Source organism: Leptolyngbya sp. CALU 1928 (assembly GCF_056784215.1).
Window position 1 is genome coordinate 1384929 of record NZ_JBXBCE010000001.1, and the last position, 25638, is coordinate 1410566.

29 protein-coding genes are annotated in these 25638 nt (G+C 45.1%); 11 read left to right on the plus strand and 18 right to left on the minus strand.

Going from position 1 to position 25638, the window contains the following annotated elements; all coding sequences use genetic code 11:
* The first annotated feature begins 23 nt into the window (after positions 1–23).
* The 4 genes from AC1S5B_RS06410 to cyaB all read left to right on the plus strand — a co-directional run bounded on the left by AC1S5B_RS06410 (position 24) and on the right by cyaB (position 4127).
* Positions 24–1355: a GmrSD restriction endonuclease domain-containing protein gene (locus AC1S5B_RS06410; RefSeq protein ID WP_482034848.1), complete on the plus strand. Its 1332-nt coding sequence runs from the start codon at positions 24–26 to the stop codon at positions 1353–1355.
* Positions 1352–2254 (plus strand): serine/threonine protein kinase, encoded by a 903-nt coding sequence (locus tag AC1S5B_RS06415; RefSeq protein WP_482034849.1) that lies wholly within the window; start codon positions 1352–1354, stop codon positions 2252–2254. The genes AC1S5B_RS06410 and AC1S5B_RS06415 overlap by 4 nt, the downstream gene beginning before the upstream one ends.
* 64 nt (positions 2255–2318) lie before the next feature.
* On the plus strand, positions 2319–3470 hold the full coding sequence (locus AC1S5B_RS06420; protein WP_482034850.1) for a cysteine desulfurase family protein: 1152 nt from the start codon (positions 2319–2321) through the stop codon (positions 3468–3470).
* 120 nt (positions 3471–3590) lie between these two features.
* Positions 3591–4127 (plus strand): class IV adenylate cyclase, encoded by a 537-nt coding sequence (gene cyaB / locus AC1S5B_RS06425; protein WP_482034851.1) that lies wholly within the window; start codon positions 3591–3593, stop codon positions 4125–4127.
* 45 nt (positions 4128–4172) lie between these two features.
* Here cyaB and AC1S5B_RS06430 read toward each other — a convergent pair whose 3' ends face one another.
* The 4 genes from AC1S5B_RS06430 to AC1S5B_RS06445 form a co-directional block, all read right to left on the minus strand.
* The gene (locus tag AC1S5B_RS06430) at positions 4173–4661 is read right to left on the minus strand and encodes an NUDIX domain-containing protein (RefSeq protein WP_482034852.1); all 489 of its coding nucleotides are present in this window, start codon (positions 4659–4661) and stop codon (positions 4173–4175) included.
* A gap of 83 nt (positions 4662–4744) precedes the next feature.
* The gene (locus tag AC1S5B_RS06435) at positions 4745–5146 is read right to left on the minus strand and encodes a hypothetical protein (RefSeq protein ID WP_482034853.1); all 402 of its coding nucleotides are present in this window, start codon (positions 5144–5146) and stop codon (positions 4745–4747) included.
* Positions 5147–5226: 80 nt separating this feature from the next.
* Positions 5227–5799: a non-canonical purine NTP pyrophosphatase gene (locus AC1S5B_RS06440; protein ID WP_482034854.1), complete on the minus strand. Its 573-nt coding sequence runs from the start codon at positions 5797–5799 to the stop codon at positions 5227–5229.
* A 56-nt stretch (positions 5800–5855) separates the two neighbouring features.
* Positions 5856–9857: a phosphorylase family protein gene (locus AC1S5B_RS06445; protein ID WP_482034855.1), complete on the minus strand. Its 4002-nt coding sequence runs from the start codon at positions 9855–9857 to the stop codon at positions 5856–5858.
* A 147-nt stretch (positions 9858–10004) separates the two neighbouring features.
* Here AC1S5B_RS06445 and AC1S5B_RS06450 point away from each other — a divergent pair, with 147 nt between their 5' ends.
* Complete coding sequence (locus AC1S5B_RS06450) at positions 10005–10556, plus strand: hypothetical protein (protein WP_482034856.1); 552 nt, start codon at positions 10005–10007, stop codon at positions 10554–10556.
* A 160-nt stretch (positions 10557–10716) separates the two neighbouring features.
* Here the strand turns inward: AC1S5B_RS06450 and AC1S5B_RS06455 are convergent, their stop codons facing one another.
* From AC1S5B_RS06455 to AC1S5B_RS06465, 3 genes are all read right to left on the minus strand, one after another.
* Positions 10717–10890 carry a hypothetical protein gene (locus AC1S5B_RS06455; RefSeq protein WP_482034857.1) on the minus strand — a complete coding sequence of 58 codons (174 nt, stop codon included), beginning with the start codon at positions 10888–10890 and terminating at the stop codon, positions 10717–10719.
* A 43-nt stretch (positions 10891–10933) separates the two neighbouring features.
* Positions 10934–11257 carry a hypothetical protein gene (locus AC1S5B_RS06460; RefSeq protein ID WP_482034858.1) on the minus strand — a complete coding sequence of 108 codons (324 nt, stop codon included), beginning with the start codon at positions 11255–11257 and terminating at the stop codon, positions 10934–10936.
* Positions 11258–11443: 186 nt separating this feature from the next.
* On the minus strand, positions 11444–11980 hold the full coding sequence (locus tag AC1S5B_RS06465; RefSeq protein ID WP_482034859.1) for an AhpC/TSA family protein: 537 nt from the start codon (positions 11978–11980) through the stop codon (positions 11444–11446).
* Between AC1S5B_RS06465 and AC1S5B_RS06470 the strand changes: the two genes are divergently transcribed.
* Positions 11979–12707: a DinB/UmuC family translesion DNA polymerase gene (locus tag AC1S5B_RS06470; protein WP_482034860.1), complete on the plus strand. Its 729-nt coding sequence runs from the start codon at positions 11979–11981 to the stop codon at positions 12705–12707. The two genes, AC1S5B_RS06465 and AC1S5B_RS06470, sit on opposite strands and share 2 nt — an antisense overlap.
* 148 nt (positions 12708–12855) lie before the next feature.
* Here the strand turns inward: AC1S5B_RS06470 and AC1S5B_RS06475 are convergent, their stop codons facing one another.
* Entirely contained in the window at positions 12856–13272 is a 417-nt protein-coding gene (locus AC1S5B_RS06475; protein WP_482034861.1) for a tetratricopeptide repeat protein, read from the minus strand.
* 274 nt (positions 13273–13546) lie between these two features.
* Here AC1S5B_RS06475 and AC1S5B_RS06480 point away from each other — a divergent pair, with 274 nt between their 5' ends.
* The gene (locus AC1S5B_RS06480; RefSeq protein ID WP_482034862.1) at positions 13547–13669 is read left to right on the plus strand and encodes a DUF4113 domain-containing protein; all 123 of its coding nucleotides are present in this window, start codon (positions 13547–13549) and stop codon (positions 13667–13669) included.
* Positions 13670–13709: 40 nt separating this feature from the next.
* Here the strand turns inward: AC1S5B_RS06480 and AC1S5B_RS06485 are convergent, their stop codons facing one another.
* The 5 genes from AC1S5B_RS06485 to AC1S5B_RS06505 all read right to left on the minus strand — a co-directional run bounded on the left by AC1S5B_RS06485 (position 13710) and on the right by AC1S5B_RS06505 (position 16325).
* Positions 13710–13895, minus strand: a complete 186-nt coding sequence (locus AC1S5B_RS06485) for a hypothetical protein (RefSeq protein ID WP_482034863.1) — start codon at positions 13893–13895, stop codon at positions 13710–13712.
* 102 nt (positions 13896–13997) lie between these two features.
* A complete protein-coding gene (locus AC1S5B_RS06490; RefSeq protein ID WP_482034864.1) occupies positions 13998–15257 on the minus strand; it encodes a WGR domain-containing protein in 1260 nt (419 codons plus the stop codon).
* 129 nt (positions 15258–15386) lie between these two features.
* Positions 15387–15596 (minus strand): hypothetical protein, encoded by a 210-nt coding sequence (locus AC1S5B_RS06495; protein WP_482034865.1) that lies wholly within the window; start codon positions 15594–15596, stop codon positions 15387–15389.
* A 79-nt stretch (positions 15597–15675) separates the two neighbouring features.
* Positions 15676–15867, minus strand: coding sequence for a hypothetical protein (locus AC1S5B_RS06500; RefSeq protein WP_482034866.1), 192 nt, complete (start codon positions 15865–15867; stop codon positions 15676–15678).
* 215 nt (positions 15868–16082) lie between these two features.
* Positions 16083–16325 carry a hypothetical protein gene (locus tag AC1S5B_RS06505; protein WP_482034867.1) on the minus strand — a complete coding sequence of 81 codons (243 nt, stop codon included), beginning with the start codon at positions 16323–16325 and terminating at the stop codon, positions 16083–16085.
* 343 nt (positions 16326–16668) lie between these two features.
* Here AC1S5B_RS06505 and AC1S5B_RS06510 point away from each other — a divergent pair, with 343 nt between their 5' ends.
* From AC1S5B_RS06510 to AC1S5B_RS06525, 4 genes are all read left to right on the plus strand, one after another.
* A complete protein-coding gene (locus AC1S5B_RS06510; protein WP_482034868.1) occupies positions 16669–17298 on the plus strand; it encodes a hypothetical protein in 630 nt (209 codons plus the stop codon).
* A 65-nt stretch (positions 17299–17363) separates the two neighbouring features.
* The gene (locus AC1S5B_RS06515) at positions 17364–17615 is read left to right on the plus strand and encodes a hypothetical protein (RefSeq protein ID WP_482034869.1); all 252 of its coding nucleotides are present in this window, start codon (positions 17364–17366) and stop codon (positions 17613–17615) included.
* A gap of 3 nt (positions 17616–17618) precedes the next feature.
* The gene (locus tag AC1S5B_RS06520) at positions 17619–18347 is read left to right on the plus strand and encodes a PD-(D/E)XK nuclease family protein (protein ID WP_482034870.1); all 729 of its coding nucleotides are present in this window, start codon (positions 17619–17621) and stop codon (positions 18345–18347) included.
* A 50-nt stretch (positions 18348–18397) separates the two neighbouring features.
* A complete protein-coding gene (locus AC1S5B_RS06525; RefSeq protein ID WP_482034871.1) occupies positions 18398–18652 on the plus strand; it encodes a hypothetical protein in 255 nt (84 codons plus the stop codon).
* Positions 18653–18686: 34 nt separating this feature from the next.
* Here AC1S5B_RS06525 and AC1S5B_RS06530 read toward each other — a convergent pair whose 3' ends face one another.
* The 5 genes from AC1S5B_RS06530 to AC1S5B_RS06550 form a co-directional block, all read right to left on the minus strand.
* A complete protein-coding gene (locus AC1S5B_RS06530) occupies positions 18687–19706 on the minus strand; it encodes a hypothetical protein (RefSeq protein WP_482034872.1) in 1020 nt (339 codons plus the stop codon).
* A gap of 56 nt (positions 19707–19762) precedes the next feature.
* On the minus strand, positions 19763–22864 hold the full coding sequence (locus tag AC1S5B_RS06535; protein WP_482034873.1) for an ATP-binding protein: 3102 nt from the start codon (positions 22862–22864) through the stop codon (positions 19763–19765).
* Positions 22865–23050: 186 nt separating this feature from the next.
* On the minus strand, positions 23051–23599 hold the full coding sequence (locus tag AC1S5B_RS06540; RefSeq protein WP_482034874.1) for a hypothetical protein: 549 nt from the start codon (positions 23597–23599) through the stop codon (positions 23051–23053).
* 181 nt (positions 23600–23780) lie between these two features.
* Positions 23781–24404 carry a type IV pilin-like G/H family protein gene (locus AC1S5B_RS06545; protein ID WP_482034875.1) on the minus strand — a complete coding sequence of 208 codons (624 nt, stop codon included), beginning with the start codon at positions 24402–24404 and terminating at the stop codon, positions 23781–23783.
* 9 nt (positions 24405–24413) lie between these two features.
* Entirely contained in the window at positions 24414–25634 is a 1221-nt protein-coding gene (locus AC1S5B_RS06550) for a serine/threonine protein kinase (RefSeq protein ID WP_482034876.1), read from the minus strand.
* Positions 25635–25638 lie beyond the last annotated feature (4 nt).

Here is a 25638-nt window from a genome sequence, read left to right on the forward strand (position 1 = left end):
CTGCTTATGTGAGGGCAAATACCATGGTTCTTTGGACTAGCACACAACTGTCTATTGGTGATATTCGTGATTTCACCAATTCTCATCGCCTTGAGTTACGACCCGATTTTCAACGGCAGGAAGTATGGGCTGAAGCAGCAAAAATAATGCTTATCGATTCAATTCTCAAAAATATACCAATGCCGAAATTCTATTTGCTTAGGGATATTCGAGGAGAAGCTACGTTCCGCGCAGTAATTGACGGTCAGCAAAGGCTTAGAGCAATTCTTGGTTTTATGAACAATGAGTTTGCACTCAAAGCACCTCCGTGCGAAGAACACCTCTATAACAAGTATTTTAGAGATCTGGAACAGGCAGATCGAGATAGATTTATCAATTATCAAATTGATACGTATGAAGTTACAAATGTCACAGATGCTGAAGTGCGGCAGATGTACTCTCGCGTCAATAAATATGTGAAGGCACTTAATAAACAAGAATTAAGGCGGGCTGATTTTCCTGGAGACTTTCTTAATAGGGCAGAAGAGTTAGCCCTTCTAGATACTTTTGATGATTTCAAAATATTTACTCCTGCAAATCGCCGTCGAATGGCTGATGTTGAGTTTGTATCTGAACTTCTTGCACTAATAATTCGAGAAACTCCATTGGATAAGAAGGAGCAATTAGATTCAGTTTATGAAGATCATATGGAATGGGCAGAGCCTCAACGTGATGAAACTATAAATTGCTTCAAAGAGATACTTAATGATTGTCAACTTATATTTAGTGCCGACGCGTTAGAGACTCTTAGTGCCACTAGATTCCGTCAAAAAGCTGATTTTTATTCACTATTTGGAGCTATTCGCAATCTTCGTCACAGAGGTGGAAATTTAGTCGATCGTGACTTACAACATCTTCGTAGTGATCTATCTCTTCTGAACTATCATATTGAACCTTCATCTTATATAAATGTTTTAAAGGAGTACGCAATTCGTTGCGTATCAGATGCTAATTCTGCATCAAGTCGCCGTTGGAGAATCAATTTGCTAGAAAGCATTCTTCAAGGTACTTACTTAAGGGAAACATCAGGAGACACTGCGTATTTTTTCTCTGAAATTCTCTACGAAGCTATTAATGGTAGTGGTTTCTGTCCTTCAGGAACTGAGACTTGCTTACTATCTGATATAGAGTTTCAACCAACAAGAGAAAACTCTGTTTTAGCATGGCATAGGGAAAGTAACGTTTTTCAAATGAACAATGCTGGGTTTATCAAAAGGGAGGCTTTAGAAGAATTGGATTACAGCAGTTGGCTGATCATAGATCCATTATCTCAACAGTCAAATATTGGAGTAGCTCAGTTGGAGATCAATCTATGACTAGCATTCCGTTTAATAGACAGACGTATATCTTGCCTGACGAAGTTATAGGTATTGACAATTCTAGATATAGAATTTTGGAGATGTTAGGTAGAGGGGGAAATGGCTCTGTATTTGAGTGTGAGAATGCTGCTACTGGCGAAACATTTGCACTAAAAGTTCTTCTTAACTTAAAGACTCCTAGAGCTGAGAGATTTGAAAGAGAGATCCAAATAATTGGTCGTTTGAGCCATGAGCATATTGTTACTTACATAACTCATGGTAAAATGTCAATCACTTATAACTCGAGTCGTGAAGCACGCTCTAGAAATACAAATTGTTCAAGACAATTTGATGCTTCTTTCATAATTATGCGTAAAGCTGACTCAAACTTAAGAGAGTTTCTTACGAAGAGTTCTTCCTCCTTACGATTTGAGGATTATTACGGACAGTTTATTGGTCTTACTAAAGCACTTGAAAAGCTTCATGCTGTTGCTATGCATCGTGACATTAAGCCAGACAATATACTAATCAGTGCCGATGTATGGCAGATTTCTGACTTTGGATTGTGTGCACTAATAGAGAACACTGAAGAACAACAACTTACTAGAGCCGAAGAAGCTGTAGGACCAAGATATTGGATGTCGCCCGAAGCTGTTTCAAAAGCAATGGGACTTGGAGATGTGATTAATTGTTGTTCTGATCTCTTTCAACTTGCTTCAGTATTCTGGTTCGTTGTAACACGACGACCACCAATCGGTGTCCTAACAATGAACGATTGGTTAGATCTAGAGGGCAAGTCGTTAAGCCCACCATCTCTAGGTCAGCTTCTCTTAGACACTCTTCAACATAATCCATCGCGTAGACCTAAATCTACTACTGAATTTCTTCAAAAGTTAGAAGAAGTAAAGTTCAGTTAATGTATTAGCTTGTAGACGAATTTACAGTGTTTAAGCGATGGCTGGCTCCTTCAATTCAAAATCTATGTACTTGGATTATCACGCGACTACGCCCACAGATCCACGAGTCGCTAACCTGATGTTGCATTACATGACAGAGGAGTTTGGGAATGCCAGCAGCACAGATCACGAGTGGGGCGATCGCGCTGAAGATGCGGTCAAACAGGCTGCTAAACACTTCGCTGCTTTGATTGGAGCCTCATCGAGAGAAATCATTTGGACTTCTGGCGCGACTGAAAGCATCAATCTGGCAATTCAAGGCAGTCTTCCCTCCAACCCTGAAAAGCCGCGCAGAATCGCGCTGTTACCGCTTGAACACAAAGCTGTTCTTGACACCTGCCAAGCACTTGAAAAGCGAGGTTGGGCAGAACTGATCTACCTTCAAGTCGATTCCAAAGGCAGACTCGACCTTGAGCATTTAGAGCAGGTCTGTATGGAGGGGCTGTCCCTTCTCTGCGTCATGGCTGCCAACAATGAGATTGGCAATATCTACCCGATCCAAAAGATCGGGCAGATTGCTCAGCGATATGGCATTCCTTTCCTCTGTGATGGCTCTCAGGCAGTGGGCAAAATTCCAGTCCAGTTTGAGGAGTGGGGCATTACTTATCTAGCTATTTCCGCCCATAAGCTCTACGGACCTAAAGGGGTTGGAGCCTTAGTCGTTCGTAGGGGCTATCATCTCGAACCTTTGCTGTTTGGAGGCGGACATCAGAAAGGAATGCGATCAGGCACCCTCAACGTTCCAGGCATTGTGGGATTAGGAGAGGCTTGTCGGTTGCGATCGCTTGAGATGGAGGAGGATGAGCGGGCGATCGCTGCCAAACGTGACAAGCTTCAAAATTTACTTCTGGAAAAAATTCCTGGCTTGGTAATCAATGGAGATGTAGAGTATCGTCTAGCAGGCAATTTACACATTTCAGTTCCTGGTATTCCTAATAGTGCCATTATTGCTAGGGTTCGCCATCAACTGGCTATCTCAACTGGTTCAGCCTGTTCATCTGGGGTTGAGGCTCCATCCCATGTCTTGCAAGCTCTCAATTTATCTAAAGACATAATTGATGGGGCAGTGCGTATTGGTATTGGAAAATTTACAACTTATGAAGAGATAGAGCGTGCTGCGGTTATTATTTCTGATATTATGCAACAAGTTTGTCAACTTCTTTTTGCTACCTCCTAGATTGGTTTTGAAAGGTAAAATCATAATTACATATTTAATTCGAGTGTTTTGCTTAAACATAATAAACTGATCGCCACTAAGCTCAATGAAGTTAAACTAACTTAAAGCAATTTAACCTTTATGAATAAAGAGATCGAAGCTAAATTCAAGATTGATGATGTCGATAACATTAGAAGTCGTATTTTAGACTTGGGTGCTAAATTTATCAGCACCAAAGAACAGAAGGACATTTATTTTATTAACTGTGAAAACCAAAATCTGAGACAGGACTTTTATTTAAGAGTTCGACAAATGGATGGTAAATTTTATACTGCTTTACATCGTAAGTTAGATAGCTACGAATGGATAGAAATTGAGGTTGAAGTCAGCGATGGTGAAGACATGAAGAACGTTTATTTCAATTTGGGTTTTGAAATAGATGTGGAAGTTAAAAAAACTCGAGAAGTATACAAGCTATTAAATGCTGAAATAGTGCTTGATTGTGTAGTGGGACTAGGTTTCTTTCTCGAAGTGGAAGCTGCTTCTAAAGAAGCGCTGTTGAAGTATTGCAATGACTTAGGATTTTCATGTGGAGAAACTGATCAGTTAGAAGGAAAATCTTATGCCGATTTAGTCAAAGAAGCTAAAGATAATAATAAATTAACTGGAAATCGTTAGAACATCAGCTTTACAGATAGGCATTTGTAATTCAATAATCTTTTTTCAAATTGCAAGCTTTTCACCACTAAAAACTTTTTTAATCATTACAGCATTTATAGGAAATACTAAATTTTGCTGAATTAATTCTATAGCCTCTCTCTCATTTACCCAACGATGATCAGCAGCTTCTGCTGTATCGCATAGGCTTCCTGAAGCTATAACATTTAAAGCAATTCCAACAAGTCCATGTTCTATGTCAACAACACATATTATTGGTATTAAAGATTCAACATTTGACTTTACGAGAAAATCAATATGATAGTTATGGTTTTGCTTGACCTCTAGCAAACTAAGACCTGTCTCCTCTTTCAACTCTCGACTAGCAGCGTCTAAAATAGATTCTCCCTGTTGGATGGCACCCTGCGGAAGCTCCCAGAAACCAAAGTAATTTCTTTTTTTAAGCCTTTTTTGCAGTAATATCACTCTCATACCTTCACTGTTTGTAGACTCAACGAGAAGGCAAACTGCTAATCTAGGGTACTTGATATCCATATGCTTACCTCACTGAATGCATGTAGTAACACGAAAGGTTCATCTATCTTTAAGAGATCTTTTGTCAACAATTTATACTATATCTATTTAGGAAGCCGCGTCATAAGCCGATTTGCTAGATCTTGTAATCCAAAAGATACTTCTTCTAAAAATGGATAAATCATCCAATCGTCTTCTAATGACTGCTTCTCTACGAGGAAAAAAGGAAAAATTGGTTTTTGCTTTGCAATTGCATAACCTAGTTCAGCAGCACAATCTTTTCCAAAGTAATCTGCATATAAGATGATTGCCGAACTACAATCAATCATGCTGTAGCAAAGAGAAGCTACTGTTCTTGGAATATTTTCTTTTGGACAATCAGGAATTATTTCACATGGATTAAGAACATTAAAATTATAAATTTGCAATTCTTTAGCTATTGAGAAAGAATTTTGACAATGGCGAATTGCTGTACTTAAGTAAACCTTAGTCACAATGTCTCCCATTTCCTCTTAAGTAGATCTTTTCAGTTAAATAATTCTTAATTACGATAGAACAATCGATAATTGCATGACCGGATTTGAGGTTAGGAGTAATTTGCAAGAAGATATTCAGCCACTTTTCGTAAGGCTTTAATCCTGTAGGAATGTATTTGTCGATGATCTAATGCCATCTCTGCCAAAGTTAATTCTTCACCATCTGGGATAAAGAGCGATTCAAACAAGAAACCTTTTTTTATTTCTCCACGTATGGATGAAGAAATAGCGCCAGTTGATAAACCTTCTACTACAAACCTTCTGTCTTGATATGATAAGCAAACTAAAGCTTTGAAATAAGCACTTCTATCAAATTCACAAGGTAAAAGACGTAAAACTCCTTCATTGCTTATAGTTTCATAAATGAATTTAGTCATTACCCCTGGGAAATTGCTATAGCTTTTGAGATAAAGCCCACTATCATCAACGATAAATGGTTGGGAAATTGAATCTTTGATTTGATCAACCTTACTCTGTAGTATCGCTTCTTGAGATGTTGATTGTATTTCAATAAAGTCGTAATAATGAGAAGTAACATTAATTCCTAGAGGATTAAACACTAGCTCTGCTTCTTTTATCTTTGCTGGATTAGTTGTAAAAAATACAATCTCGTTAATCGACATGATTTTTCTCGGTTATTTTTACAAAAAAGTGGTCAATGCTTGAAGGGAAAACACCTCTAAAGGTTTTCTAATCGCAAAAAGTGCAGATTACGTAATCCATCTCCAACCAAAACTCGAGATTGCTTTCGATCAAAAGCACAACACATAAGCGCTCCATCGCTATACCATGCTGTGATAGGCTTTCCATGCTCTAGATCCCACACCCAAAGTGTACAGTCGTCTCCTACACTTACTCCTAATTTTCCTGTTTCGTTCAAGGTGCAATGACGTACATAAGCAGTATGCTTCTTTAAGACATGCTGGATTTCTCTTGCTTCTATGTCCCATAAGAGAACTGTGCCATCAATAGATGCACTCAATGCAATTTTGCCATTAGCGCTCAATGCACAGCTTCGAACATAGTCTGAATGACCAACTAGCTCACATAGCGTCTCTCCACTGCTTGTATGCCACAAACGTAAAGTTTTGTCATCAGAAGCACTCAAGACAAACTCACCATTTTCTGTAATAGCTAAGCCGCTAACACGATTAGTATGCCCCTTAAATACACGGATAGTCTTCCCATCATGAATACTCCAAAGCCTTAAAGTACTATCCCAAGATGCACTGAGTGCAAACTGACCATCAGGTGTAAAAGCACAATCTCGTACTGGACCTGTATGACCCTCTAAAATTCTCAACGTCTTTCCTGTATTGACATCCCATAAGCGTAAAGAGTGATCTTCAGATGTACTAAGAATTTGTTGTCCATCCGGGCTAAATGAACATCCTCGTACATAATCAGTATGTCCGTTTAAAGTATGTAGAACTTTTCTTTGTCCCACACTCCAAACATTGATTGTGTGATCCTCGTAAGCACTTAGAGCTAAATGACCGTTCGAATTAAATGCACAAGCACTTACTCGACCGCTATAGCCTTCAAATTTCTGTAAAATTTCGCCAGTGCTAATTCTCCATAATCGTAATGTACTATCCCAAGATGCGCTGAGAGCTAATTCTCCATCAAAGCTAGTTACGCAGTGGTTAATTCCAGCTTTATGGTCTAAAAATGTACGTAACAGCTTCTTAGCTTCAATATCCCATAACTTGAGTGTACGATCCCAAGAGGCACATACTATGGTTCTTCCATCCTGATTAAATGCTACGCTTAGGACTCCACTTGTATGAGTCTGAAAACATCTAATCTCCTCTCCAGTACTTATATCCCAGACTCTAACGCTTCCACAGTACCCCCCAGACACTAGAAGCGATCTACTAGGATTGAAAGACACGCTAGTCACTTCTCCTATATGCCCCTTCAGTACATGAATGGCACTTCCATTAGTGACTTCCCAAACTCTAACAGTCTTATCTGCAGAAGCACTAAATGCAAATCTACAATCTGGGTCTAGAGTACACCCTCTAACTACATCTTCATGGCCCTTGAAAATTACTAAAGTTTTACCAGTTTTTATATCCCAAAGTCTTAAAGTACAGTCACTAGATGCACTTAAAGCAAATAGTCCATCTGAACTAAATGTACAGCTATTGACTGCATCACCATGTCCTTCTAAAACTTGTACTGTCTGACCGGTATCCATTCTCCACACACGCAAAGTACCATCAGAAGATGCACTGAGTATATATTTACCATCAGAACTAAAAGAACAACAGTTAACTACTGCTTTATGTCCAATAAGAGACCTTATAGTTTTTCCTGTATTTACATCCCATACTCGCAATGTGCTATCAATAGAAGCACTAAGAACGTATCGCTTATCTAAGCTAAGAGCGCAACCTTTTATTCCTCCAACATGCCCAGATAATTTTTCTAAAGATGTGCCTCCTGGAGGGGTGAGAGTCTGTGATTCCATTCTCAAAAAGGCACTAGAATTTATTGGAATACTATGGAGGCAACCTATATCTCCCAATCTTCCATATAGTTGATTATATAGTTGACTCGGATCACGATCTAGAACATGCGCTCCCATCCTTAATGCATCCGCAATACTATTTAGAGGGTTCAAATCTCCTAGTTCAAAATCTACTAATAAGGTTGCCGTTCCTAATAATTTTATTTTTGTTTCTAAATAATTAAAATTAGTTAGTAGCGAAAATAATTGATCAGGTTTATCTGATAACGCTAAGTGATATGCTAAACGCCTCCAGCCATACGGTTCTTTGGATGTAAACAAATTTGTCCAGCTAGGAGAGTGCCCATATGTTTTTATTAGAACAGAATGAATTTGGCGCTTCTTCTCCAAACTTACTGCTGATTGCAAATAGTCAAACTGAAGATCATGTAAAACATTGCCTACTTGTAGTAAGCCTTTATCACGGAATTCAGCTAATAATTTTCGAGTATGACGAGGTTGAAGACTACCAGTTTGTTGCCACAACCTTCCTACTGAGACTTCATCCAGTACTTCATCTTCTGGAAATACTACTAGTTCAAAATAGCGTTCTTGTTGATCTAAGGGTAAATAGTTGACGCTAGCTGAGATAACCGACATGAGGCTGGTTTGCCCATAAGACACATAGTTCATGTCACCTTGATCTAAAGCTGAGACAATGTCGAGCCAAGAAATACCACTTGCTAACATAGAGCCTACAATCTTTAATGCTAGTGGTAAGTAACCTAGTCTTTCAGCTATTACGTCTAGCAAATCTTGGTCAAACACTTTGTAATTACTAGCCAAGGTTAATAAATGACGACTCTCTATAATACTCATTGGCGTTAATGGGACTAAAACTGCCCCATCCACTTGTGTTGCATCCCTTGTTGTAATGAGAGTTTTACATCTAGAACCTTCTACTTGAAAAAGCTTTAAATCCCTAAAATCCCAAACGTCATCCAATACTAAAAGCATTGCTTTATCATTCAATAATCGTCTTAGTTCAACTTTGCTGCTTTCAAGACTTGAAGCAGCAGAAATATCTCCACCAAGTTTTTTTATCCAAGCACGTTGGTGGATAATAGGTTCGGATTCTTGTCCAAGTGTTGCCCAAAGAATACCATCAGGAAAAGCTTGAATAATGTCAGTATCTTCACATATCGCACGAGCTAATACTGTTTTTCCAATTCCTCCTTGACCATGCAGAGCCATAGAACCAATAAGTCCTATTAATTTATTTTTACTAAGTAGTTCTTGCTTTAAAAGAGCCATTGCCTCTATGCGTTCCACATACTTGTTAGGTAGGTTATCAGGTAGAAAAAAAGTAGGATTTTCCTCTAGCAAACCTTCAGTTACCATTCCTACTTCGCTCGCATTTTGGGCAGATTGTAGCGAAACTTGATAGTTTGTTTGCTTAGAGGTGGTGTGGATAAGCCCTCTATCAGATGGCTTAAGCTTTGCTAATACCTCAAAAGCGAAAGCACTAGCATGACGTGCAGCAATCTCCTGATAGCCTTGGTTGTCTGCCTCAGTTTTGTTATAAATCAAGTCTGAAATGCCTCGAACGACCAGTGCAGACACCTGCTGATTGGCACGAGCCGCATCAAGGAACCCAAATCCTTCCATCTCAACCGCGATCGCATCTCCATAGTTTGATCGCAAAAACTTAAAAACCTCCGATTCGGTTGAAGCAACTACCTTTTCACCAGCTGCGATCGGGGCAACATAAACCTTGGGAGGAGAGGAAGGTAGTGCTGATAATCTCTGTAACCAATCCGTTTTTTTAGCTTCGGCTCTGGCTCGTTGTTCTAAGCCGTAGGCACTTAACCCCACTTCCGGTCTGGGTCTGAATGTTTCCCCTGCCTTGCCAGACTCGTATCCGTAAACTTTTGTTGAGGCGACGACATCACCCAGTGCCACATCTTTGATCCCTCCAGCTACCCCAACGAAGAGGATAACATCGGGATCGAAGTAGGCGATCGCCCTCTCCGCCTCTAACGCCGCGCTAGGATTACCTGCGCCAATCTCAACAAGTCCAACTTCCCAAGTTTGTGATCCAGCAGCAAACTGCCCCCGCTCGTAGACTGTCCCCTGAGGATGCGTTTCATCCTGGGGATTTGTAAGATGGGTGTGGACAGCGAGATATTCAACGGGCAGAGCAGTCAGTATCACTGCACGAGGCATGTGCTAATCCTTCAAGTAACCTAAATATCCACTATTTTGGCTAGTCCAACTCAAATTGCCTATAGTTTAGAGAATTTCTTTGGTTTGCTGAGGGATGGCTCCCCATCAGCCACAATAGAGGCAGCATTTGAGGAGCTGGGGATTGCCATGAGTGACAAGGATCAAATTCTTGAAATTTTCTTTAAGGAATATGACAAGCTGAAGTCTGAGCAGGCTCAGCGGATTGGTTTCCGGGATAATCTGCTGTACGTGACACTGGGCTTATTTGCCACCATCATCTCGTTTGCGGTTTCCAATGCATCCAATTACTATGCCTTGCTGGTGGTTCCCTGGGTTTGCCTAATTCTGGGTTGGACTTATGTGGTCAACGATGAGAAGATTTCGGCGATCGGCAAGTACATTCGCTACAAACTGGTTGACAAGGTAAAGGAGCATACGGGCTACGACGATCTAGAAACCCTGTTTGGCTGGGAGATTGCCCATCGGGACGACAAGCACCGCAAGCGCCGTAAGATTCAGCAGTTGATTGTGGATGAAATCACGTTTGTTGTTTCGGGGTTGATTGCTCTGGGGGCATTTTGGTTCCTAGTTCCCAAGCCGCCGATTGGAGTGACGATTCTATCCTGGATAGAGCTTGTGCTGCTGATTGCGCTGGGAGTTGAGACGTTTATTTATGCGGATCTGGGAAAAGGGCGTTGATGTTTATCAGGTGTACTATTTAGCAACGTATGGAAGCTCTTTAATGGCAGAGGTAGAATGAGATTCAGAGCTTGGAGAGTGCATCAAAATGGAGATTACGGAGATATATTTGCACCAGAAGAGTAGGCAATTAGCTTCTACTACTACTTGTAGAGCATTTCTATTTTCCCATCTGGCTCTGTGACTTATTTTGAACTTGCGTCCAAAATACCTGAATTGATGATATGGCTGAGGTCTTTTGATTCAAGTTTGCCTGCTTATCTGATGCAGATTGCTTTTGTGATCGCTCCATCATCCGTTCCAACTCCCTTGCCTGTTCTGCTTTCAATGGCATGGCAATTTCTCCTGTTTGCAAGTTGAAGCGGCAGATGGTTTGTTTACTCGTCTCCCACCTGTGCCCGAATCAGGCAGTCGCCATTGTCACGCACAAAAGCATCCCATTCACCAACACTGATTTTCCAGGGTTTGCCAGAGTTCAACTCATTTGGGAAACTAATTTTGTCAGCTTCATAGGCAGCATGAACCCCTTGAACCAGCTTGTCGATTAGCGGCACTGTTGGCGGTGCAATGGGATGGTCTGATGCTGGAATATTTATGGCAAGTGGGGAAACGATGCGATCGCCGTTGTGCCACAAACTAGCAACCTTTTCGACGCTGCCCTTGACCTTTACAGCCAACAACCCGATCAAGCTTGGAGCCATACCGATTATGCTTCCTTCTGTATCATGCACCAACAAAGCATTCAGGAGGCGCTTGCCTATGATATGAAATCGGGTTGATAACTTACTGCAAAGATGGGTTAAAACCCTTGCAGAGAAGTGATAAATCGATAACTAGTTAGCCGGATTTCATATGACCACCATTTTGAACAAGCCGGGTTTGTTGCTCTACTCCGTTAGCGCCCCAGCATCCAACAAAAAAGATAGAGGTTGGCTCATACTGGGAGCAAAGCCGAGAATTCCTCGATCTCGATGTTCATAAAGCAAATCACCGTCGCCATCAAACAGAAACGTTGCACCCCGCTGAGTCAAATGAGTTGCATCCGGCACGTAGGTTTTCCCATGTCCCAACACCTCTGCCATGTTCCGCAAACGCAGGGTTGCCAGTTCAAACGGACGCTGAAATCCCTTACCCCCAGCCAGGTTAAAGAATGAACCTTTGAAGGCAGGTAAAGGAGTTGCTTTCACCACCTCATCCTCAGCAATGAGTTGGGGAGCCTGGCGATCGCCCTTATAGCCGCGAAACACTTCTGCCAGGGTGCCCGGACTGCCGATCCCAGCACACATCAACATCAGATTCAACCAGGCGTTTTGCCCTGGAGATAGCAGAGGCACTTTAAGCGATAGACCTGGATAAAGACCCAGTTGCCGATGGAGTTCTGCGGTTGGATCGACGAATAACCAGCCAGAAATTCCTTCCGCCATGGCGATCGCCCGAGAAATCAAAGGGACCATTCAACAAGAAACCGGACTGACCGCCTCCGCCGGAGTGTCTATCAATAAGTTTCTGGCAAAGGTTGCCTCTGGGCTAGATAAACCGGATGGGCTATACCTGATTGCCCCCGAAACGGCAGCAGCCTTTGTGGCTAACCTGCCCATTGAAAAGTTCTACGGAGTGGGTGCCGCTACGGCACAAAAGATGCAAAACCTGGGAATTCAGACGGGAGCAGACTTGAAGCAATGGGCAGAGGCAGATTTGGTGACTCACTTTGGCAAAGCAGGTCGGTATTACTATCGAGTCGCGAGAGGCGTAGATGATCGCCCAGTCAACCCTAACCGAGTTCGCAAGTCGATTGGGGCAGAGCAGTCGTTTGCCACCGACTTGGAGACCATTGAACCGATGGTCGCTGCTTTGGAAAAGCTGGCAGCAGAAGTGGTAACTCGCATGGAAAAACACCAGCGGTATGGCTACACGTTGACTTTGAAGATTAAATACGCTGACTATCAGCAGATTACTCGTGCTCAAACCATGGATGTGCTGTTCAAGGATCAGCAGATGATTTGCAATTGGGCGATCGCGCTGTTGGAGGAACACTTGGATCGATCTCGTAGAGTTCGATTACTAGGACTCACTATTTCCAACCTGGCAGAGCCAATCCTTGCTCCACCACTTCAGCAACTCTGTTTAGAGCTACCCCCTTTTTTTCGGTGATGTTGAGTTGTTAGACTATGGAATGCGGCTGAATCCATTCATCCCAGAAGCCAGAGGTGGACATCGCAGAGACACGCCTGATGTGCTATTCCAATCGGATCGCACCGTTCAAAAACTGACTTGATTGCATCTCGGCTTACTATCACGTTTAACCGGGTTGATCGTCAGTATGTGCATTGGTCACGACTTCAGCAATTTGCTGCCGGATGGCTTCGCATTGGGCTGCAAAGTGTTCGTCGGTGTACCGCGCAATCGCAGTTTGAGAGGAGCATAACGCCGCTTCTAATTGTCCTAAATGACGCAGCGCCTCAATTTGGTAGTAGTGAAATCGAGTCAGACTAGAGCGATCGCGTCGTTCGGTCTTGCGAACCTGATTCAGGCATTGCAGCGCCGCTTCAAACCGTCCCAGATGACATAAGGCATAACCGCGATCAGTTAACACATGGGAACTGTCCGGGTTGTATCGCAAGTAGATGCCGAATGAAGCAATCGCGTTCTCATACCGCTCTAGTTGCAACAGGGTATCTCCCCTTTCGTGGGCAAGATCACCGTTGTTAGGGCACAAGCATAAGCCCGATTAAAGCTGTCCAATGCTGACTCAAATTGTTCATGACCAATCGATTCAAAGACGATCACTACAGCAAACCTGGAGGCGTTTCCCTGCCTTTTGCAACCAACCACAAAGGTAGACTTCTCCACTACACCTTACTTTGTGCTCAGGCATTGCACTAACCCGATTATGAATTCAAGAGTGCAGGGCGACTGATGCTTAACCTGTTTCTTGCTAAACCAAACCCAAACCCATCTGTTCCATCCATAAATTGCGAACGAGCAAGCTGATGAGCGCGATCGATGGATTGAATCATCAGTTTAGAGCTGGAACCCTACACTTTGGAGTCACTGTCATTGGGCAACCGTGGAAACTTAAAGCAACCCGTCTTTCAAGTCGTTACACTACCTAGTGGCAGGATATTCTTACGTAAAAAATTAGGGCATAGTGGCTCAATCGTCATACAGGTCAATCAAGCGGTTAGCGATTTGGAGAATAGCATTAATGATATGGGGTGATACTTCTCCCCGTTCCCTTGCTGCAAAAAACTGGTTGAGATAATTCTGAAGACTCTCCAGATCAACCGTCATTTCATCAAGCTCCTGTTGGGAAAAACTAACTGTCCAGTTTGTAGACATAATTCCAATCCTCAAAATTTTGTTAGGGGAAACTCAACGTGTCTCCCAAATGCACAGCCCCTATTTGGAAAAGAAATGAGTATTTTAGCCTTCTTGCATTTGCTACTCAAACTCAACCAGGTATTTCAGGTTGACCTGGGACGTTTGGTAAACCACACACTCATGATTGAGTACCCTGCAAGTTCCAGCATCTACCCAAGTCGAGTCGTGCCCTACTTTTGGAAAAGTTTGGCTGTTCGTTATTGGCTTGAAGATTTTGCCCAACGCCACCTCGCATAGAAACATAAACGTGCGCTGACCGGATGCACCACTCCCATTCCAAAAGTTCGTCGCATAGTTGAGTGATTTGGTGGACTGAAGCGAGAAATATAGCCCATCTCCAAACATGCGCCCTGTCACCTGCGGCGCAGAAGATTTAGGAATCATCAACCCAGACTTGAGAATGCTCAGAAGATTACTGGCACGAGTGCCATGCCATAGGTCAGTCCTGACATTTTGCATTTGAGCCGAAGTCCTTTCAAACGCCGAGCGCATGGAGGGAATCTCAACCTCATACACCCACTTTGGCTTTAATCCTGCCGTACTGTGGTGAACATTCAAAGTAGACTCGTACAACTGCTTGATATAGCGGAAGGTTGCTCGTCCCGCTTCCGTGTTGGCTGGCACTTTGGTTAACTGGCATTCAAACACCTTGCCCACTTCTACTGAACTGGACTGAAGAACCGCTTCCAGCGCATCTAAGATAGCCCATTCCTGCCCCATATCTCGACCCGTTGCTAATAGGGTATGTACTGGTGGAATCTTCATACCAAAGTCACGGGGAACTAATTGGAAATAAGCGCCCACCAAGCTGCCGTGATCGCCCCCACCCTTTGCGATCGCCGTCAGCAATGATCGAGCTTGAGCGATCGCACCCGGAGTCAGCACACCTAAAGGAGTGCGAAACGTTCCACTGCTAGCGCTGTAAGTAATGCTGGTTGCACTACAAATATTGTGAATGTTCACCTGCGCCAGATACTCAATCAAAGCGCGAGTCGTAGGGTCTTCACTTCCTCCAATTTGAGCCGTGGCAACCTCCTTCAAATTTACAGGAGCAGCCGTTACCACTGCACCATCATCCATCGTGGCAGTGTCCCGGTATCCCTTGCGGAGTTTTTCAACCCGTTTCTTTTCCAACTCGCTCAGGGCAGCAGAGGTCGATTTGAACTGCTTGTTGGATTGAGCAAGTTTCGTGCCCTCTCGCACCCGTCCATACTGAGCCTGATAGGTGCCATCATCAAACGCGCGTCCCATCCAGACCTTGTTTGAATTCTCAAGGGCATCAAAATAGTTGAGCTTGTATTCCTTCAATATCGTCGGCATCGTTTTCATTCCATTGCGAAGCGAACCCAACAGCGATGCGGTGAAGCTGCGGGTTGCAGATGACAAAACTGTTTGGAAAAGAAGGGAAGAACTAGGCAATCAATCATAGGATTGCCTAGTGAGAACGAGTTAGAACTCGTCAAGCCAAGCCGTTTCTTGTTGGAACTCTGCCAATTGCTGCTGTAGTTCCTCAAGCTTGCGACGGCAACCAGCAATGTAGGCTTGCAGGTAAGTGGTATAGAGGTGCTTAGGCTTCACTCCGTCATAGCCATCCATTTCACCATCAATGTAAATATCGCGTTCTAGGGAATACTCAGAATTTTGTGTGAGTGTCATCATGAAAGTGTCCTTTTTAAGTTTTTGGCATGGGGCTGAGGTGGTACTCAGTCCCTTTACTTTTTGAGCGAGGTCTTCGAGGTTAGTACAACCCCTTGAGGCAGTTCCAGGTTTTGAGCAAGTCAGCGATCGCGGCTTGTTCTTCTGCGGGTTCCTGTTTACGTCGTGCCTTGTAAAGCCTCTCTAGCTTTTCGTTTATCGTTTCAATGTCATCAAGAAACATCTCCATATCGTCGGGCGCGATCAAAGTTTGCAGCATGGTTGGCTGAGTCATGGGAAATCCTTTTAAGTTTTTGGTGGGTCAATCAAGAGGAGCCATTTTTCCGAGGCATCACACGCTTTGGAGTGGCAGCGTTACTCATTCCTCACCCTATCAATATACCCCGGATATAACTATAAGTCAATCCATCCAGGATAAAAAGAAATAAAAAAGTCCAGCTTTTGATCAGGCTGGACTTTAGGAAATATTGAAAGAGGAATTAACGGAAGTTAGCTGTCAGGTAGTTGTACCTGTAATTCTCCTCTGCCCAGCTTTTCCAATAAATCAGAGACACTTCTACACCCTGCTGCTTTGACTACAGGCTTAAGGGCTGTCCAAGCTTCTTCGGTCACAGTCACCTCATGCACCTTCTTGGTTTCACCATACATCGGAGTTCTAGGAGATAGATTCTGCCGGGAGTTGGGGTTGTTTCCCCGTCCAATTTTTTTTTCAGTCACAATGATCGCCACCATACTTTCTCCCTCTCAATTTACCCCGGACGAAACTTATTGAGAACGACTGTAGCACGAGAAATCCGGGATTGATTGAGAAAAAGACCATAATCCCTTGCCTTATCGTTATATCCAGGGTATATTGATAAGAGGGCTAGTGAATTTAATTGAACAAGCGAGTGGTTAGCTATTCAGAAGAGAAACATTTAGCCCAAAAGCTTAGAGGGTTAGAAAATTTAGCCTAAACGACCTGGGTAAGTCGTAAAACTGCTCTCTACTTTCTCCTGCAAGGGCGATCGCATGTCCAAATCGCCCTTCTTTCTCACACCAAAACCTTAAAAAACTTAAAAAGGACGCAACAGATATGGCATTGCAAGTATTTGGCACTCGTCCCAAAGAAGGGATTTTTCTGCCGCAAATTCCCTATGCGATTCGCAACGACTGTCAAAAAGGGGAATGGAAAATTGGCGACGACGATTACCGGGGCAACAGTCTCGAACTGTCCATCATCAAAGTCTCCCAACTGTTCGGCACCCTCGGCAAGACCAAAAACGCTCTCTGGATGCAAATCTGGTTTGTTCCCGCGCCTGTCAGTGCTGACATTCTGCCAGCCAATACGGTCTGCTGCACTCACATCAAAACTCGCTCGATCAGCCAGTTCAGCAGCAAAGTGACGGAGTTGATGGCGCATGGTGAACCGGCTGAAGGGATCTTTGTTGGCACGTTTGAAAAGCATTCTGGCGATATGGGCGTGTACTACTCGCTCAAGTGGGACTGGCGGAAGCGAGAAACACCGGAAGAATTGGGACAGCTTGCCCAGATTGTCGAGTTCATGGCGAATCATCCGCCTTTGGTGGATATGACGACCGGATTACTCTGCATAGACGGCATGAGTACAGAGGAAATTGAACTCTTGATGCGGACAGTGAAGGCGGAGGAGTTGGAAGCAGAAGACCCGCAACCGAAAACACTCGCCAGAAGCCGGAGACGCTGAGTCTGACATTGAAAGTGGGGGTGAGAGTCGCCTTTATCACCCCTTTTCTAGCTGGAGCGATCGCAATGTTAAAAACCAATTTGACTCAGGTGTGCAGTCGCGTTTCTCACACCTATCAGGTGTTGCAACGGGTTGATCAGGAGTTGCGACTAGAGATTTGGATACGCCGGGAACGCACGAAACACGCCTGTAAGAACTGCACCTTTTTCGACGACAACGACTACTTACCCTGTGCCCTACATCCTGACCTTGCTGCCCAAAACGTAGGAGGAATCAATGAGTGTCGGGATTGGGAATTGATTGAACTAAAGGATTAATTCATGACTTCATCTTTGCAATCTGCTATCCGTGCGATTGATACCGACAACGGCAGAATTTACGAAACTCCAATTGGCAACTTGCCAGGAGTCAACACAATTTTAGATGCGACTGAATCAGAAACAGACCGAGAAAAGCTCAGGCAGTGGCAACAGCGCCAAGTGAAGCAACTGGGTGAAACTGAGGCAGAACAAAGCGCGATCTCAAGTCGGGCACGAGGAACAGCGATTCACGCTTTCATTGCTGACTTTCTGACGAATGGGACTGAGCCGGACGAATTACCGCTAGAGCTACTGCCCTACTGGAAGTCGATTCGCTGCTGGCTGAGGAATGTGGGTAAAAGCGCCATCGTCAGTCATGAAGCCTACGGTGGTGATCGATTGGCAGTTGAGCTTCCCGTTTTTCATCTCCAGCTTGGCTATGCCGGGACGATCGATTGGGTAGGTGAGTGGGAAGCCGGAAACTGGTGGCTTGCCGATTTCAAGACGAGTAAACGAATCAAGCGGATGAGCTGGATGAGTCGGGCACGATTGCAGATTGCGGCTTACCGATTGGCGTTCACGGCAATGTTTGACCTGCCCATTCCCAAAGCAGTGATTCCAATCATCTTGCCAGATCGTCCGGCTCAAATCTTTGAACTGACACCTGAGCAGTTAGCCGCAGACGAAGCGGGATGGTTACAGCGGTTGGAACAGTACAAAGCACAACAGCCTAATTTTTTGAGTCGATGAAAGGGTCTCAACTCTGAACCTAAAAAAGACTTCTTGTTCGCGTCATCACAATGAACAAACTAACCCTCGGAGACCACACCTTTCCTACAACAGGTCTTCATCCTGAAGCCCTGCGACTGATGGAGTTCATCATCGAACATCTCACTGACCTATCGTCGAATCCCCGCACGGCTGGCTTTGACGATAAACATCTGGGCATTATGGCGGACATTTTGGGGCAATATGCCGCCATGCAAACCTTCATAAAAGATCAGAAATCCTCTATCTACATCGTTGAACCTGTGACTGATCAGTCACAGCTTTGAGAAGAACGGCGGTGATTACGCAAATCGAGAGTGATTAGCTTCTTGTTCCATCCTGATTAACTTCTTGCGGTTCAGAATTGGCTGTGGGCTGTTCCTTGGGCGCATATTTTTCAGCTAACGCATTATTCAGAGCAGTATCAGAGGCAGCCCTATATTTTTGCCCTACATTGTTCAGGGCTTCATTGTGTTTAGCCGTTAGATTAGACATTTTTTCTGCATCGATCGTAGTTCCTGGTTCCATCTTGCCATTTACTTCAGACACATAAGGATTTAGGTTTGGATTGCCACGATACCCGAAGGACGGTGAAGCTTGGTCTGATCTGTCAGTAGGCTGATCACTGTTTTCAGTATTGTCTAATGGCATTTGAGCCGCTTTTGAATCTGGGAGTCCATACCTAGCTCGTAGCTCTTCCAGTTTATTGCGGGATTCGGAAGGATCGGTTGATTCCTGCGGTTGTGACTGAGGCTGCTCTGAGGGATTAGCCAGCTTCCCATATTTACTTTCTAGATCTTCTCGACGTTCTGGTTTAAGGTTTCCCTTGCTCAACAGATCTCGCGCTCTTTCCTCTTGGGTTTTTGGTGCAGTGGAGGTATCGGACTGAGAAAACGGTTTGATAGTTATCCCTTCAGCATCAATAGCTTCTTCGGGTGTTTGAGGAATTTGTTCAGAGGAAAATGGCTTTTTGAATGTTTCCATTGACTTTATCTCTCCTGAAGGTAAGTTTTCTTTATTCAGAACATCTTGTTCTTGTGGATCTGGAGAGCCTGATGCTGTGCGCGATTTTTCTTGATCTGCTTGTAAAGCTGTTTCTAAGTCACGATCGCCCTGCTCTTTTTTCTTTATAGGATCTTCAGCCTCTTCTAGTTGATCAAACAAGCTCCGTCCATGAGTGAGTTTTGGGTAAAAAGATAGCTCCTTTACTGTTTGACTGTTGCTGACAATAGGCTCAACATCATGGCTATACTCCTCAATTGGCGATGCTTGTAATAGTCCTATGATGCCGTTGAAAGCACACAGACCCATAAAAATTTTTGCATTGATGTTGTTCTGCATTACTCATAGATTTTCATAGTAAATGATGTTTAAAAACTGATTGGACATCAGCGCACTCATTGAATAAAATGCTTCAAATCATCGGGGATGTTCTCTGTCATTTGGATCGCAAGGCAAGTGATTAAAGAATGCTTTAGAGGATCACTTAAAACGCCCATGACTACCGTAGTTGCTGCCCATTGCTGGAGAGCAGAGGCAGCGGTGTTATTCTGATCATGCAATAGCTGGCTAAAGACAGTGCGATCGCCCTCTAGCAAGATCCGATTTTCATACCGAAAGACTCCAGGCGCTTCACAGGCAGCATATTGAGGATGGGGTAAACCAAGCGCTAATAGGTGATCTGGTATCTGACAGAGATTGATCCATTGAGATAAAATGCTGGGATCGCTCTGGTGCAGGGCATTAACCAGTACTGTATGTGCCTGGTGTATCTGCTGCCCCAGCCAGCCATGCGTTTTGCCTTTTGCTTGCACTGCTTCCAATGCCAGTAAGGAAAGGGCGCTCTGGAAAATCCCCTGTACCTGTTCTGCGCTCAAATGGTTTGCGCCCCGCTCTAGCAACAGTCGCCCCAGGATTGGGTGTACAAAATCGATCGCTAGAGCGCCAAAGGGAGCCGCTAAGAGGTGCAGCAACACGGTTTGTTTCTGGAGTTTATAGTGGGGATGAGTGGCTAACATTTCTACCAGATCGGCTCCTTGTTCCAAGCAAGCAGACAGGTGAGGAGCCGTCGGACAGCCAGTGGGTAAGGCATACAGGTCAGGATGCTGAGCTTGAAAAGACCTCTGAAAGGCGTGTTGAAACTGCGTTTGAATAGCAGCATCGGTCAGTCGGGGGTTGAAGCCATTGTCTGCATCTTTGAAGTTTGGCACAGTGGTCAGGCTTGGTTCTGGGCTACCGCCAATGTAGTACAGCAGTTGTCCGGTGCTGAGGGAGGCGAGGCTTTTTTCTTGCTGGGGGGTGAGCAACATCGATCGCCCCAGGGCTTCCCGGTTTCGCGCTTCAACCAGACGATGCGCCAATTTGATATTGGTGTTGACCATGACATCGGGAACCAGCCCTTCAGGGTTTTGCTCGGCGATCGCAATGCCCTGCCCAAAGCCACGGACTTCTGCCAGCATATTGGCAAAATTGCGAACGGCTTTTCCTTTCGGGTTTGCCTGCTCTTGATTGGCGGATTCAGAGCCGTTTGCCAGCAGATTGTGGGCTTCTTCCACTAGGAGTAAATGCTTCAGTTCTCCAGTAGCCTCATGGCGACGTGCCATCCAGTATTGATAACAGCGGTTGAGCAATAAGCCCATCACAAACGCGCGATCGTCGGTGTTGGTCATCTGGCTCATTTCCAAAATCACCGGGCGCTGCATGAGTGCGTCAAAGGGAAAGGACTGGCGCGTGTTGAGCATTCGTCCCAGGGCACCCCGACAGAATTTATGGAGACGTACCGCGATCGCGGCTGTAATTTCATCCGTCGTTTCTTTTTTGTAGCCCAACTTGGGCACAATTTCGGGAATCAACGCCGCCAGATCAGCAAACGTTGGGGGTTGGAGTGAGGTGTTGTCGCCCAACAGGGTGAAGCCTTTCCGTTTATACGCCTCTGAAAGCAACTGTTCCACCACGTTGGGCAAGGGTCCCCACATACTCATCGAAACGGACAGTAAATCCAGCAATGCCCCCATGTGGCTATCTAAGCTGATGTCAGGTGGCAACTCAAACGGGTTGAACCGGAAGGGTGCAATCCGTTCATCACCGAGGGTGAAAATCAACAGATCGTCAGCAAGCGAAGCCACCGTCTGTAACCCACGATATTCCGTTTTAGCGGGTTCTAACACCATCCAGGGAATGTGATGCTCTCGCCAGAGTGTTTCCAACAGATAAAGGCTAGTGTTCGTTTTACCACTACCAGGAACGCCACTAATCAGGAGGTGTTGGGTAAGTTGTCGAGTCGTCAACCGCAACCCGCCCAGGCGCAGATCCGCCGTGCCCTCAACCATGCTTGGAGGACGACGGGCATCATTTGCGCCAATGGCTGAGGGCAAGCCCCACACCCCATTGCGATCGGCGATCGGTAACCGCCAAAGACTGTGGATTTCTGCGGCGCTAAAGAGCCAGGGCAAGCGATCGAGACTATGGGTATTTGCCCAACGGTGCAGAGTGAGATCGACCCAATTCTGGCGACTTGCCATCTTTTGGGCTTCGCTGCGGGCAGCAATGATCTCACCTCTACCCGGTGCCTGAGCATCGGTAGATGGTTTACCACTGACTGCCGCTTGCATGGCTGCGACAATCGATTGGGGCAGATCACTGTCTGCCATCAGGCTAATGGTCACTTCAAAGGGCGATCGCCAACTTGCCTGGAGTTGCGTCCACAGTTGGGAGGCTTGCTCTGCCTCTCCTCGTTTGTCTTGCACCGTGATGTTTGTGTTGAGGCTGCCGACCTGGGTGCTGTCGCTGCGGCTAATACTGGCAATATTGGCATAAAGCCGTGCCCATTCTGCCAGGGTGGTGGATTCCTGGGGGGTGAGTTGGGTGGGGCGCAAGGTGATGGAAAGGGCAGCAGGCGTGGAATGACAGGTAAACGCCCGAAAGAGTTCTTGGAAGGTGCCAGCCTGGGCATTCCAGGGATAAATCAACGTTGCCGCGCGATCGGGTAAGTCCGTGTGGCTGATGGTTTGCAGCGGGGTGAGGCTACGGCGAAATTCTGCCAGAGAACCTGCCGTCTGGGGTAGAAAGGGCAACCGCAAAAGCGCCAACGCTGCTTGATCGTGGCAGGGTTCTAATGGATAGCCATTGGGAACGGTATCGCGAATTTTATTGAAAAAGTTGCGTGCCGCGTTGATGGTTTCCGTTTCATCCTGCCCCTCGGTTTTGCCAACCAGTCCCAAAATTAGATTTTGCGCCGGATTGCCCGTTGTGATGAGCCGCAAGGATAGGGTAAAGCGACTCTCGCCATGCAACTGCTGCACCCACTGCTGTTGCGCCTGGAGCAACTGATGCAGCGCCGTCTCATAGCTCATGCCCGTGCGCGATTGTTCCAGCGAAACCAGGTCAGGAATGGCGGGAATGATTGCACCCCAATAGACCGCGATCGACTGAGCTTCGGTCGGTTCAATAGCGATTATGGGTGCGATCGACGTTTCCCAACGGGTGAGTGTTGCCTGCATAGATGTCAAATCTCAAAATAGGTTGATGTTGTATTGATAACATCCAGCTTGGTCAAGCTTCTAGAGACGTTCTTAGGGGCGAGAATCTGGAGAAAAGCAGAGCTTCTCGGCTAACTTCTAATTCCAGATTTCCCGCATCAATTGTCAAGGTGAAGCCGTAAGTTCTGCCTTATATGGCTATGACTATTAACGTAAAGATGAACTAGCCATCTCGATAAAATTTAGCCTGTTTCTAGAAAAATCCTTATTACCTATGCCCAAAATTCCATACAAACTATTGTGGTAAATCCATCGAATACTGTAAGTACAGCGCTGTTGGGAACAATCCTCAACTCTAAACCAGGCTTTCATTCCTTTCTTGAGAGAGACAGTTTCAAGTTGTTGGGGCTGAGCATTCCTCATTAGAGGGGCATTTAGATAGTTATCTAATGAACTTGGAGCAGTCTCTCCCCACCATTTAAGACCAATCTTTACGCTGCCCTGTTTACAAGCATTGTTGTTCTCTCCATACAACATTACATACTGTTCGGCGGAAGCAGAGAACGCCATGCAATTTGGCGTTTTTACGTAAGTATTGTCTACCGCTCCAACTGGTTCTAGAACTGAAATGCGTGTTCTTGAACGAAGCTCATCCCAAGGACGTACCCCTTGTCCAAAAACGTTATTACCAGCAAGCAGCAGAATACTGGCAACAGATAGACTTGAAAGCGAAGCAAGTAGAAGTGACTTTTTCATATTTTATTGCTCAGAAAGTACTCTTATCATTGGTTCCAAAAGAATTATTCTATAAACACATATTCCAAAATAGGAAAACAACCAAAATAGGGATTATTTTCAAGTAAATAATGCATCATGTTTTGACTGGTTGACTCAAGTTCATGCAGACCACTTACTCCTGCCTCAGCTAATAGCTGAATTAGTTTAAGGGCGAATAACCAGCAGGACAGGTGACTTCCCCATTTACTAGCCGTGGCTCAGAGGGCAGTTCAAGCGTTGGTCCATCGCTGACACAGAGCAATGCAAGTGTTGTAGTTTCACCCGTCGTTTGCATCTTCACTTTACTGACAATTCCTGTAACGGTTCTGAGTCCTGCTAACTTTGACAGTGCAATGTTTTGCACGGCATTTATGCCGGATAAAAGTCGGATCTGGTAAGAATAAGAGGCTGTTTCTGAACGAATTCCCAGCCCTAACGACGACAAATCCAAAGAAAATTGCTCCTTTTCCAGAAGAAATGCCTGTTGCGCTCTGTTCATTGAACCAATATAAGTTTTTGCTTCACGTTCTTTAGCTTGAATCTGCTCGGTAGACAGAGTGCTTTGAATCATATTTGAAATAATTTGCTGTTGAGGGGCAGCATTGGTAGTCGGTAGGGGAGTAACCTGTTGCAGTTTTGTTGGGGAATCTAAAGCTGTAACTTTGGCATCGGGTGTCACTAATTTAAACAGCCCAAAGCCTGCTAGAGACAAAATTAATGTTGTACCAGAGCCGATCAAAGCCCACTGCCAAGGCAGTATCCCTAAGCCTATTGAATCTTTCACAATTGACTCCTAAAAGACATCTACTCGAATTGTGTAACTAGAACCATTGATGGAAGAGATTTCTAGGGCATAATCGCCTGTGTTCGGCAACTGCTCTTGCCAAGAGGTTGTTGCCATGCCAAGCTCCTGTCCGTTTGGTGACACAATCCGTACCCTGACATCCCCTTGCTGCACCTGTACTGCCATCTTTTGACCGCTGCCACAATCCAACAAGTAGCGTCGCAGTTGCGTTGGGCTAATCTGATCGATCAACGTCGTGCCTGTAGAACCCGCCAAGAAATCAACTCGTTCAGTATTGATTGATTTAGGTTCTGTGGAAAGCTGCGGCATGGCAGGTGGAGGCGATACATTATTAGAGCGTTCCTGAGTGGGTGGTTTTGCCTGTGATGCAACTGAATCTGGTGATTTTTTCACTGCATCAGATGGATTAGCAGCGGATGAACTTCCTACAATCGATGCACTTGTTTCAGTGGATGAATTCCTTGTGGATAGATTTCCTGTAGAAGGTTGAGAGGCTACTGAAGGATCAACTTCTGAGCGAACCACAATCGGAGCAGTTGCGTCTGGTTTGGCGCTAACTAACTTCAAGACACCAAAGCTTGCCAATCCCATCAATATCACTGTGCCTGCCCCGATCGCGCCATACTTCCAGGGTAGGGAGGACTGGGTTGGTATCACAGAGTCTTGCACGGGCGGTGGCGCTACAAATTGAGTGCTATCTGAGGGGATAACGTTCAAGGCTTGCTGCATCTGGATGGCATTGGCAAACCGATCGGGCAAAGGCGAGGTCGCCCGTTCTAACACTGCTGCCAACTGATCGCTGACCAAACAATGTTCCTGCCAATTCCAGGAGCCATTGGGCTGATGCAATTCTGCTGGAGTGCGATTGGTTAGTAAAACCAATATCGTTACCCCCAGCGCATACACATCGCTGGTAGGAGTTGCTGGAGCATGGGGCAACTGTTCTGGGGGAGCGTAGCCAGGAACCACAAAGCCAGGGTGAGCCAAAAGTTTGGGAATCCCTGTGGCATCTTGAAGCAGCGTAGCGGGAGTGATCGCGCCGTGGCTAAGTCCCTGTTGATGGAAAGCGGCAAGTTGGGGCAACACCAAGCGCAACAATTCTGTCACGTCGGGTTCGGAAAACCCGCGTCCGGGGCGCTCTTGCAGCAACACCTGATAGGTCTTACCGGGCAAGGGGTTAATGGCAGCCGAGTTGGTATTACTTAACATAGGA